Genomic DNA, 12296 nt, shown 5'->3' with positions numbered 1-12296 from the left:
GCTTTGGCGGCGCTGGCGATCGTGGCCCGCCTGCACCACGTCGCCGCCGACGTGCCGTCGCTGCGTCACAGCCTGGGGTTGGGCGCAACGGACACCCCCTCGATGCGGGACCTGCTGCTCGCCGCCAAGCGGCTGGGGCTCAAGGCCAAGCCATCGCGCACCACGATCGACCGCCTGACGCTGGCCGCGCTGCCGGCGCTGGCGACATTGCGGGACGGCCGGACCGTGGTGCTGGCGCAATGCGACGGCAAGCGGGTGCTGTTCATGGACCCCAGCGGCGACGAAGCGTCGGCGCGTCCCACGATCGAACCCATCGAGACCTTCGCCGCCGAGTGGACCGGCGAACTGATCCTGATCACCAGTCGCGCGAGCCTCGCCGGCGAACTCGCCAAGTTCGACTTCTCCTGGTTCATCCCCAGCATCGTCAAGCATCGCCGGCTCTTGGGCGAGGTGCTGACGATCTCGCTGTTCCTGCAGCTGTTCGCGCTGGTCAGCCCGCTGTTCTTCCAGGTGGTGATGGACAAGGTGCTGGTGCACCGGGGCCTGACCACGCTGGACGTGCTGGTCATCGGGCTGGTGGTGATCATGCTGTTCGAGAGCGCGCTCAACATCCTGCGCTCCTACGTCTTCAGCCACACCACGAGCCGCATCGACGTGGAGCTGGGCTCGCGGCTGTTCCGCCACCTGCTGAGCCTGCCGCTGGCCTACTTCCAGGCGCGGCGTGTCGGCGACTCGGTGGCGCGGGTGCGCGAGCTCGAGAACATCCGACAGTTCCTAACCGGCAACGCGCTCACGCTGGTGCTGGACGTGCTGTTCTCGGTGATCTTCATCGCGGTGATGTTCAGCTACAGCGCGACGCTGACGCTGATCGTGCTGGTCTCGCTGCCGCTGTACCTGATCCTGAGCCTGTCGATCGTGCCGGTGCTGCGAGGCCGGCTCAACGAGAAGTTCGCTCGCGGCGCCGAGAACCAGAGCCTGCTGGTGGAGACGGTCACCGGCATCCAGACCGTCAAGGCCAGCGCGCTGGAGCCGCAGATGGCGCGCAAGTGGGATGAGCAGCTCGCCGCCTACGTGTCGGCGTCGTTCCGCACCCAGACGCTGGCCCAGTACGGCAACGAGGGCATCAACCTCATCGGCAAGCTGGTCAACGCGGCCACGCTGTGGTGGGGCGCGCAGCTCGTCATCGAAGGCCACTTGAGCGTGGGCCAGTTCATCGCGTTCAACATGTTCGCCGGCCGCGTCGCGCAGCCGATCATGCGCATCGCGCAGATGTGGACGGACTTCCAGCAGACCGGCATCTCGATGGCGCGCTTGGGCGACGTGCTGAACACCCGCACCGAGTTGCGGCCGCAAAGCGCCGGCGCGATGCCGCGCGTGCGCGGCGACGTGACGCTGGAGAACGTCACCTTCCGCTACCGCCCCGACGCGCAGCCGGTGCTGCACGGCGTGGACCTGGCGGTGAGCGCGGGCGAGGTGATCGGCATCGTGGGCCGCAGCGGCTCGGGCAAGAGCACGCTGACCAAGCTGCTGCAGCGGCTGTACGTGCCGGAGTCGGGCCGGGTGCTGGTCGACGGCCAGGACATCGCCATGGCCGACGCGACGCAGCTGCGCCGCCAGGTCGGCGTCGTGTTGCAGGAGAACATGCTGTTCAACCGATCGGTGCGGGAGAACATTGCCATCGCTGATCCGGCAGCGCCGATCGAGGCGGTGATCCACGCGGCCAAGCTGGCCGGGGCGCACGACTTCATCGCCGAGCTGCCCGAGGGCTACGACACGGTGGTCGGGGAGCAGGGCACGGGGCTGTCGGGTGGGCAGCGCCAGCGCATCGCGATCGCACGGGCGCTGTTCGGGCAGCCGCGCATCCTGATCTTCGACGAGGCCACCAGTGCGCTGGACTACGAGAGCGAGGCCATCATCCAGAAGAACATGCGCGCGATCTGCCAGGGGCGGACGGTGTTCATCATTGCTCACCGCCTGAGCGCGGTGCGGCATGCCCACCGGATCATCGCGATGGAGAAGGGCCGCATCGCGGAGATGGGCAGCCATGAGGAACTGATCGCCAAGCCTCAGGGGCTTTATGCGCATCTGTGGCGCATGCAGGGCGAAGGAGGCTCGGAATGAGCGCGGCACCGATCGATGCGACGACGGCGCCCGAGGCGCCGCGTCATCCGGCGCGCGAGCTGCTCGCGCGATATGCGGCGGTGTTCAAGGCCGCATGGGAGCGGCGCGAGGAGCTCGCCGGACCCCGGCGCATGGCCGATGAGCGCGCCTTCCTGCCGGCAGCGCTGGAGCTGCAGGAGACACCGCCGCATCCGGCGCCCAGGAGAGCGGCGATCGCGATCTGCGCCCTGTTCCTGATCGCGCTGACCTGGGCGATGCTCGGGCAGATCGACATCGTCGCGGTGGCGCAGGGGCGGATCATCGTCAGCGACCGCAGCAAGACCATTCAGCCGCTGGAGACCAGCGTGGTGCGGGAGGTCTTCGTCAAGGATGGGGACAAGGTGAAGGCGGGGCAGTTGCTGATCGCGCTGGACTCGACGATGACGGAGGCGGACAGCCACCGCGTCGAGAAGGAGCGCGTGGCGGCGTTGTCGGAAGTGCTGCGGGCGCGGGCGCTGCTGCAGTCGCTGACGGGCGGCGGGATGCCGCTGCTGACCACCGAGGCAGTGAAGACGATGCCGCGCGAGGACGCGGACAGCGCGCGCTTCCAGCTGCAGAGCGAGTGGGCGGACATCTCGGCCAAGCTGGCGAAGCTGCAGGCGGAGCTGGAGCGGCGCGAGGCGGAGATCGCCACGGCGAAGCAGCTTGTCGAGAAACTGCAGAGCACGGTGCCGATGGCGCAGCAGCGCGAGCGCGACTACAAGGCGCTGAGCGATCAGGGCTTCGTGGCGGGGCACGCCGGGCAGGACCGCACGCGCGAGCGGGTGGAGCAGGAGAAGGACCTGGCGATGGCGCTGGCGCGCCAGCGTGAGGCGCAGGCGGCGCTGGCGGAGTCGCGCGGCTCGGCGGCGTCGTACCGGGCGGAGACGCTGAGAACGCTGAGGGATCGAGAGGCGCAAGCAGATCTGAAGCTCAAGCAGCTGGCCGAGGAAGGTGCCAAGGCCAACAAGCGCAATCAGCTGACGAAGCTAACGGCCCCCGTTGACGGTACGGTGCAGCAGCTGGCGGTGCACACGGCAGGTGGCGTTGTGACCGAGGCGCAGGTGCTGCTGGTGCTGGTGCCTGATGAGGCTGAGGTGACTGCGGAGGTCGTGCTCGAGAACAAGGACATCGGCTTCGTGCGCGCGGGCCAGGAGGCGGAGATCAAGCTCGAGACCTTCCCGTATACGCGCTACGGCACGGTGCCGGCCACGGTGAAAAGCGTGACCGCGGATGCGGTGAACGACGAGAAGCGCGGGGCGATCTTCCCAGTGACGCTGGTGCTGGGGAAAGGGGCCATCGATGTCGATGGCAAGCCGGTGCGGCTGACGCCGGGAATGAACGTGACGGCGGAGGTGAAGACCGGACGACGGCGCGTCATCGAGTACCTGTTCAACCCGGTGCAGGAACACATGCAGGAAAGCCTGCGCGAGCGTTGAAATACATACATGCAACGGAACACTTCAATGAATCTGCAAAGAACAGGGCTACTGATTGCGCTGTGCCTGACCGCATTCACGGCTTGTGATGGAAGGCCGTCGGCGACAGGCGTGAACGCCGCAGCGTCGGCTTCTACCGCCGCGGCGGCATCCACGCCTGCGAACTCCCAGGAACGCGTCGTCGTCGGAACTCTGGGCGGCATGAAGGTGCGGATCCCCTGGCACTTCGTCAACCTGATGGAGTTCAGCGGCGAGCCTACGGACTGGAAAGGGGGGCCGAAATCTCCGGTCTCTCGCCCCGCCGGTGCGACGCGGGACATCGCCAGCTTCGGCTTCGAGGTGCGGTATCCCGACATGGCCGGTCTGTCGACGCCCGCGCTGCGAAGTGACCATGACCAGCGGCCGTTCAAGGTGAATCCTTGGATGGACGTGACCATCACCAGCGGCGATCTCTATCGACCTCGCGCGCTTGCAGCGATGGCGAGCGCGATCCGGGAGCCTCTGTCCGACGCGCCTTATCTGAAGGTGGAGTCCGACGTGGACACCCTGGAACGGCATGTCGCGCAGGGCGTCAATCCAAAGACCAAGCAGCCGGCGCGGTTGGACCTCCTCAATCCGGATGTTTATCTGGCCTTCGAACCACCTGGCCAGGCCAGCGCCGTCATCCGTTGCAGTAATACCGAGATCGGTCGTCAAGCCTGTGTGCACGCGTTCGTCCTGGAGCCGCAGGCAAGGGTGTTCGTGCAGGTCCGATATGGGCGAGACATGCTGCCTGAATGGCAGGACATCCAGCGACGCACCCGCGCGCTGCTGCTCGGATTCCGAATCGATTGACATATCAACAAGCAAAGCCAGGCATGTAGCCGGGCCAGGGAGAAGCGATGCCAAAACCATTGACGCTGGATCAGGTCAACGACCTCAAGCAATTGGTACAACAGGGAGATGTGACCACGGCCATCGAGGTCTATCGAGGACTCCAGGAACTGGGCTACGCTTATGCCGGCTGGGCCAAGGGTGTCGCCGCCGCGGACTCCGTCACTGGGGTGTCGGCAATGGACTATCTGGCCAAGTCGGCCATGATCGGCGTCAGTGGCGAAGGGGGCACGGTGCTGACGCCCGCCCAGGCCGACCGCATCCGGATGGACATGTCGCTCGCCTATCTGAATCAGCTGGCGACGATCGCCACCAACAACGATGGCGTGGTGACCCGGGACGTGAACTTCGCGGAGACGCAGGCGTTCCACAAACAGGTGTTTGAAAGCAACGGGCTGGGGATCAAGAACTGGACGCTCGAGGCGCCCATGGAGCTGATCCGTCGGACCCAGGGAGAAGCCGCCGTTGAGGCGTTGTGGCAGAAGGTCCGCGAAACCGAGGGCACTGGCATCGACGCCATCTACCAGAGCACCATGCTGGCCGAGATGGTGCACCGCCTGCGCGATCACCCGGACCCCGCGGTCCGTGAGATCGCCAACAGCTGGCTCAGCATGAACCCGGGCCTCCGCGACCTGCGCCAGCTCAAGGATTCCGTCGATGTCTTCCTGCGCGGTGCGTCGCCTGGCGATTCCAAACCGGACTTCGGCCATGACAAGCTGAACGACTCGTTCGGCGTCCCGCTCGACGCGCGGTCGCTCGAGGCCTACCGTCAACGGCGCCTGGCTCGCGACGCGGTGCTCAAGACGCTGCGCGATGAGATCGGTGCGCATTGGCGTCGCCGCATGGACCCGCTGATCCTGGATCTGGACGGCGACGGTGTTGAGACCGTCTCGCTGGGAGCTGGTGTCGCCTTCGACCACGCGGGAGATGGCGCGCGCGAGCGCACTGGCTGGGTCGGCGCGGACGACGGCCTGCTGGCGCTGGATCTCAGCGGTGACGGACGCATCAACTCCGGCCGGGAGCTCTTCGGCAACTACACCTGGCTGGACACGCAGGGCAGCCGCGCCGCGCACGGCTTCCAGGCGCTGGCCCGCTATGACGACAACGGCGACGGCAAGATCGACGCCCAGGACGCCATCTTCGGCCGTCTGCTGGTTTGGCAGGACAGGAACCTGGACGGGCTGTCTTCGGCCGACGAGCTCTCGTCACTGGCTGACCGGGGCGTGAAGTCCATCGGCACTGCCTACGAGACCTCCAACAAGGTGGACGGCAACGACAACGAACGCCGTCAGGTCGGCCTTTACGAGACGACCGACGGCCAGTTGCGCCAGGTGCATGATGTCTGGTTCCAGCGCGACGTGACGGAGACCGTCTCCGAACTCCCGGGGGGCGTGCTGGCCGAGGTCGACTGGCTGCCCAACTTGGCGGGCATGGGCAACGTGGTCTCGCTGCACGAAGTCATGGTCAAGGATCCCACGCTGCAGGGCTTGGTCGAGAGCTACCTGGCGGTCACCGATGTCCAGCAGCGTCGTGCGCTGGCACTCGAGATCGCGTTCCGCTGGACGGGCGCACACCTCCAGGTGGATGACGATCGCACCGTTCTCGACGATCGCAAGCTCCACGCGTTGGGTGAGCTTCTGGGAAAGGACTGGACCGACGGCTTCTTCAGCATTCCGGGCGATGCGGCGACACAGGTCAACACCACGTTTGCCAAGTTCGCGGATTGGGTGGGGCAGGAGCTGGATCGCCACGTCACCCTGCGCGGTCGGCTCGGCGTCCGTCTGGATACGGTGGTGACGCCCGAGGGCGGCCTGGCGGTGCAGTTGGTCGGCTACGAGGCGCTTCGCGCGACGGATCCGCGCGCTGCTCTGCTGCAGCTTGTCAATGTGATCCGTTACCAGCCTGAAGCGCTGTCGCTGGGCTGGGACGGCCTGTCGCTGCTCCGGCAGGAGCTGGCGCGCTACGCCGGCGATCCCGCCATGCTGGAATACCTGGCGGCCATCGGTGTGCGCACGGGGCCGCTGCCCACGCCCGGTGCGAACGGGAAGCAGGGCATCGTGTTCGGCACCGATGACGCCGACGTCATCCAGAACGGCACGGGCTTGGACCTGGTGATCGGCGGCGGGGGCGACGACGTGATCAATGTCGGGCAAGGCGACCGGGTGATCTTCGGCGCCGGGGATGGCAACGACACCGTCCAGCTGTTCGGCGAGGGCGCGATGGAGATCCTCCTCCAGGGCGGCATCACGCCGGAGATGGTGGTGGCGAGCCGGCCCGCGAGCGAGTCGCCCAACGGTTCCACTGACCTGGTGCTGACGCTTTCCACCGGCGACACTCTGACGGTCAAGGACTGGTTCAACGGCACCGGCGTGCGTCTGGGCGTGGTCCGCTTCTCCGACGGCACGGCCTGGTACGGAGAGGAGATCTTCGACCGCCTGCTCCAGCCGACCGGTGGCAACGACACGATCGTCGGTTCCGTCCGGGACGAGGTGCTCCGCGGCGAGAGCGGGGACGACGTGATGTTCGGCTCCGGCGGCGATGACATCCTGTTCGGCAGTGCCGGCCAGGACACGCTGTACGGCGGTGCGGGCGTCAAGGTGCTGGACGGCGGTGACGGCAACGACGTCTTGCGGACCGAGTCGGGATCGCGCAATGCGCACATTGGCGGACGCGGCAACGATTCGATCGACGCCAATGCCAGCGCGGACGCGTACTACTTCAATCGGGGCGATGGTCAGGACACGATCGCCGACTTCGATTTCGTCGGTTCCACGGTGTCGGACGATCTGATCCTTGGTCCGGGCATCGCGCCGGAGGACCTGTTGGTGCGACGGGTCGATTGGGACCTGGTGATCCGCATCCGGGGCGGCGACGACGTGCTGACCCTTCGGAACTGGTACTCACAGCCCGAGTACCAGATCGAGCGCATCGTTTTCGACTCCGGCGTAATCTGGCGTCCGCAGGACCTCGATAGCCGGCGCACGTTCGGTTCCGACGGCAATGACGTGGAAGTCGGCACGGCGGCCGGCGACCGCATCGACGCCGGCGCTGGCAACGACGACGTCATGGGCCAGGGCGGCAATGACACGCTCATCGGTGGCCTTGGTGACGACCGGCTGTCAGGCGACGCCGGCAGCGATCGCTATGTGTTCGCCGGCAGCTTCGGCAGCGACGTGATCAATGACGGCGTCTATCAATATGGCGCGGTCAACTCGGCCGGTGACGTGGAGACGATCGTCCTCGATCGCAGCTCCCAAGGCGTAACCTTCCGCCAGGGCGGCTACGGCAATCTGAGCCTGATGATCCTGACGAACGATTCAAGCGATCGGATCGAGGTGTCCGGTTTCCTGGACCAGGATCGCCACGACTCGATCCGCATCGAGTTTTCCGACGGCGTTGTGTGGAGCGGGGACCAGATCCTGCAGCGCCTGCAGGGGGCAGCGGACGGTTCCAACACGCCGATCATCGGCACGTCGGGAGCGGACGCGCTGCTCGGCAATGTCGCGGACGACCTGCTGCGCGGCGGGCAAGGGGACGATCGTCTGGACGGCAGCGCCGGAAACGACGCCCTGAACGGCGGCAGCGGCAACGACACCTATGTGTTCGGATTCGGATCGGGTCGCGACACGATTCGGGAAACCGGCGATGGCATCGCGGACCTCGGCCTGGACACCATCGCCTTCGGACCCGGCGTGCGCCCGCAGGATGTCCTTCGCAGAGACACGGCCAACGGTATCGAGTTCGTCTTCGCGAACGGCGTCGACCAACTGAACGTGGACCAAGCTGTGCTGAACGGCCGCATCGAACGCGCGGTCTTCGAGGATGGCACGGTCTGGAACCTGGTGACCAGCCCCGTTGGCGAGCGGGTCGGGACAGTCGGCAACGACGCGATGTGGGGCAGCTTCCACGACGACGTGTTCAGCGGAGGCGACGGCAACGACACGCTCTCCGGCGGGCTGGGGGACGATGTCATGCGCGGTGGCGCTGGCGCCGACTTCCTCTCGGCGGGCGGTGGCCGGGACCTGCTGGACGGGGGCGCCGGCGACGACTCCCTCGTCGGCACGGACGGCACGACCTATGTGTTCGACCGCGGCTATGGCTTCGACCAGGTCTTCTCTAGCAAGCAGGCGGGAAACGTGCGCTTCGGTGCCGGCGTCCGTCCGGAGGACCTGCGCATCAGCATGGCCGATGGCGGCGTGCTGCTCCTTGAGATCCAGGGCACCGGGGATGCGCTGAAGGTCTACGATTGGCTGGACGCGAACCGCGGCACGACCGCGATCAACCGGTTCGAATTCGTCGATGGCACGGTGTTGAGCGCCCAGGACATCTGGGACCGCATGCCGGCGCAGGGCCGCCAGGGCCTGCCGGTTCAATACGCGCGGCCGGGCGGCGCGACTTTGACCGGGTGGGAAGGCTCCGATGACTTGCGCGGCAGCGGCAGCGCCGACCACCTGATCGGCGGCGACGGTTTCGACCAGCTGTTTGGCAGCGGCGGCGACGACACCCTGGAGGGTGGGCATGGGTTCGACACGCTCAATGGCGGGGCGGGCGACGACACCTACGCATTCAACGATCGGGACTTCGGACGAGACCTGATCGTGAGCGGGCTCACGGACGTGCGCAACGAGAAGAACCGGATCGTGTTCGGGCCGGGCATCCGGCCCGAGGAGATCGCCGTCATCGGCGACAACCCGTTCCTGCCAAGCCACATGACGCGCAACCTGTACCTGTCGGTGATTGGTACCACCAGCGCGATCACGATCAGCAACTGGTTCGACCCCCAGCGCTGCCCGGTGCAGTCGGTGGAGTTTGCCGATGGCACCGTTTGGAGCCGCGAGGACCTGCTGGAGCGCTACTACAGTCTCGAGCGCGGCGGCCGCATGGGTGGCACCGACCGCAACGACCAACTCATCGGGGACGGGTCGGACGACGAGGTCGACGGCGGCGTCGGCAACGACACGCTCAAGGGCATGTGGGGCGACGATCGGCTCTACGGCGACGAAGGCGACGACGTGCTCGACGGTGGCCGTGGCCAGGACCTGCTGAGCGGTGGCCTGGGCGACGACACCTACCTCTTCGAGCGGGGACACGGCGTCGACACGATCATGGACTTCGACCGTGCCAATGGCAGTCATGACCGGATCCTGCTCGGCAAGGACATCCTGCCGGACCTGCTGCGAGTGACGCGCGACGATGCCTACCTGGTGCTGACGGTGCCCGACACTGGCGACCAGCTGCGAATCCTCTGGTATCCGCAGGCTGGCTTCCGGATCGAAGAGCTGCGCTTTTACGACGGCACAGTCTGGACCGCCGATGAACTCGAGGCACGCGCGCTGGCGTCGATCCAGTTGAGCGGGACGTCGGGCGCGGACACCTTGTCCGGCAGCGCCCATGGCGAGGTGCTGTCCGGTTTGGCGGGGGACGACCAGATCGCCGGGTTCGGCGGCGAGGATACGCTGGAGGGCGGTGCCGGCAATGACACGCTGGACGGCGGTAGCGGCGCAGACCGCTTGGTGGGGGGCGACGGGGATGATGTCTACCGCGTCGACGACGCGGGCGACGTGGTCATCGAAGCCGGCGGAGGCGGTCGCGACCGCATCGAGTCCCACCAGTCCGTCACCCTCGGAGACCACGTCGAGGACGCGCTGTTGCTCGGACAGGCCGCCACGCATGCCATCGGCAACGCCGAGGCCAACCTCCTGCGCGGCAATGCAGGCGACAACGTCCTGTCCGGTGGACGGGGGGCCGATGTCTATGCCTTCGGCCGGAATTGGGGCAACGACAGGATCGACGAGCCGGGCCAGGAGTTCGGACTGGGATTGGAGGACGACGGCGCCATTGACGAGATCCGATTCGATGTCGGCATTTCACCGGACGACCTTGAGATCGTGTTCGACGGTGCCACGGGCGGATTGGCGATCCATCTCAAGGGATCGACGGACTCGCTCACGGTGAGCGGCTTCATCCAGGGCGTGGGCACCGTGGAGCGGGTGCGCTTCGCCGACGGCACAGTGCTGGAACGCGACGCGTTGATGCAGCGGATTCGCACCCGGATCGGCACTGACGCCGCCGACGTTTTCTACGCGCCCTACATCGGGGGAACCCTTGAGGGCCGGGGCGGCAGCGACCAACTGTACGGGGATGCCGGCGACGACATCCTCCGCGGCGAGGCCGGTGACGACATGCTGACCGGCAACGCGGGCAATGACCAGCTATTCGGCGGCGACGGCTTCGACCAGCTCAACGGCGGTGATGGCAACGACCTGCTGGACGGCGGCGCGGAGGGCGACCTCATGATCGGCGGCTGGGGTGACGACCTTTACATCGTCGACCACGTCGACGATGCCGTGGCCGAGTACCAGTCGGATGGTGGTGTCGACACGGTCCGCGCGTCGGTGAGCTGGACCCTGGGCAACAACGTCGAGCACCTGCAGCTCACGGGCACTGCGGCCATCGACGGCACCGGCAACGGCCTGGCCAACGCCCTCACCGGCAACGCCGCCACCAACACCCTCAGCGGTGGCAGCGGCAACGACACGCTGGATGGCGGCCTGGGCGCGGATACGCTGATCGGCGGTGCGGGCAATGACACCTTCATCGTGGACGACGCTGGCGATGTGGTGACGGAAGGCGCCAATGCCGGCACGGACCTGATCAAGACATCGATCAGCTGGACGCTCAGCGCCAATGTCGAGCAGCTGGAGCTGACCGGCTCGACGGCCATCGACGGCACCGGCAACAGCGCCGCCAACCGGATCACTGGCAACGCCGCCGCGAACGTCCTGACCGGCGGCGCGGGCAACGACACGATGATTGGCGGTGCCGGCAACGACACCTACTACGTCGATGCCACCGGCGATGTGGTGACTGAGCTGGCCGGCGAGGGCATCGACAAGGTCATTTCCAGCGTCACTCACACGCTGGCGGCCAACGTCGAGCAACTGCAACTCAGCGGGTCCGGGGCGATCAACGGCACCGGTAACGCGCTCGACAACCTGCTCATCGGCAATGCCGGTGCTAACACGCTGACCGGCGCGGCAGGCAACGACACGCTCGACGGTGGTCTGGGCAAGGACTCGATGGTGGGCGGCGCGGGCAACGACGAGTACAGGGTCAGCCAGGCGGACGACGTCGTCACCGAGGCCGCCAACGAAGGCACCGATGCCGTGTTCTCCGATGTGACCTACACGCTGGGCAACAACGTCGAGAACCTGACGCTGAACGGCTCATCGGCGATCAACGCCACGGGCAACGCATCGGCCAACGTCATGGTCGGCAACGTTGGTGCCAACGCACTGTCCGGCGCGGCGGGTAACGACACGCTCGACGGCGGCGGCGGCAACGACACGCTGACCGGCGGCGCGGGCGCGGACGGCTACGTCTTCGGCCGCGGCTACGGCAGCGACACGATCGTCGAGAACGACGCGACCACCGGCGTGAAGGACTTCGTCAGCTTCGGCGCCAACATCGCCAAGGGCGACATCACCTTCCAGAAGAGCGGCAACGCGCTGCTGGCCAAGGTGAACGGCACCAGCGACGTATTGACGCTGCAGGACTGGTATCTCGGCACGAAGTACCACGTCGAGGAGTTCCGCTTCGGCGATGGCTCGGTACTTACCGACACGCAGGCCCAGGCCCTCGTGTCGGCGATGGCGGCGTTCTCGCCGTCGGGAACGACCTCCTCGATCGCCTCGACGTCCGACACCTCGCAGCGCATGCCAAGCATGGCTGTCAACACACCTAGTCGGCACTTGAACTTCTGAGATCGGTCCAACGCCCGGTTTGGACATCCGTCTGCACCGGGCGTTCAGTAGAAATGAGCGGCTACAGGCATGATAGTCCCAT

4 protein-coding genes are annotated in these 12296 nt (G+C 66.7%); all 4 read left to right on the top strand.

What is annotated here, in order from left to right; all coding sequences use genetic code 11:
- The coding region (locus ACTJKJ_RS19175; RefSeq protein WP_440821020.1) for a type I secretion system permease/ATPase at positions 1-2121 on the top strand (2121 nt) is incomplete at its 5' end.
- Entirely contained in the window at positions 2118-3578 is a 1461-nt protein-coding gene (locus tag ACTJKJ_RS19170) for an HlyD family type I secretion periplasmic adaptor subunit (RefSeq protein WP_440821404.1), read from the top strand. The genes ACTJKJ_RS19175 and ACTJKJ_RS19170, both read left to right, overlap by 4 nt.
- A 27-nt stretch (positions 3579-3605) precedes the next feature.
- Positions 3606-4412: a hypothetical protein gene (locus ACTJKJ_RS19165; RefSeq protein WP_440821403.1), complete on the top strand. Its 807-nt coding sequence runs from the start codon at positions 3606-3608 to the stop codon at positions 4410-4412.
- Between the two features lie 47 nt (positions 4413-4459).
- The gene (locus ACTJKJ_RS19160; protein WP_440821402.1) at positions 4460-12214 is read left to right on the top strand and encodes a calcium-binding protein; all 7755 of its coding nucleotides are present in this window, start codon (positions 4460-4462) and stop codon (positions 12212-12214) included.
- The last annotated feature ends 82 nt before the right edge of the window (positions 12215-12296 follow it).

Origin of the sequence: Roseateles sp. 22389, assembly GCF_052044995.1 — a bacterium.
Lineage (GTDB): Bacteria > Pseudomonadota > Gammaproteobacteria > Burkholderiales > Burkholderiaceae_C > Roseateles.
The sequence above is the reverse complement of the archived record's forward strand: the minus strand, read 5'-3'. Positions and strand labels throughout refer to the sequence as shown.

Coding starts and splice junctions, on each gene's coding strand:
- ACTJKJ_RS19170 (WP_440821404.1), top strand. CDS start 2,118: ATGAGCGCGGCACCGATCGATGCGACGACGGCGCCCGAGGCGCCGCGT.
- ACTJKJ_RS19165 (WP_440821403.1), top strand. CDS start 3,606: ATGAATCTGCAAAGAACAGGGCTACTGATTGCGCTGTGCCTGACCGCA.
- ACTJKJ_RS19160 (WP_440821402.1), top strand. CDS start 4,460: ATGCCAAAACCATTGACGCTGGATCAGGTCAACGACCTCAAGCAATTG.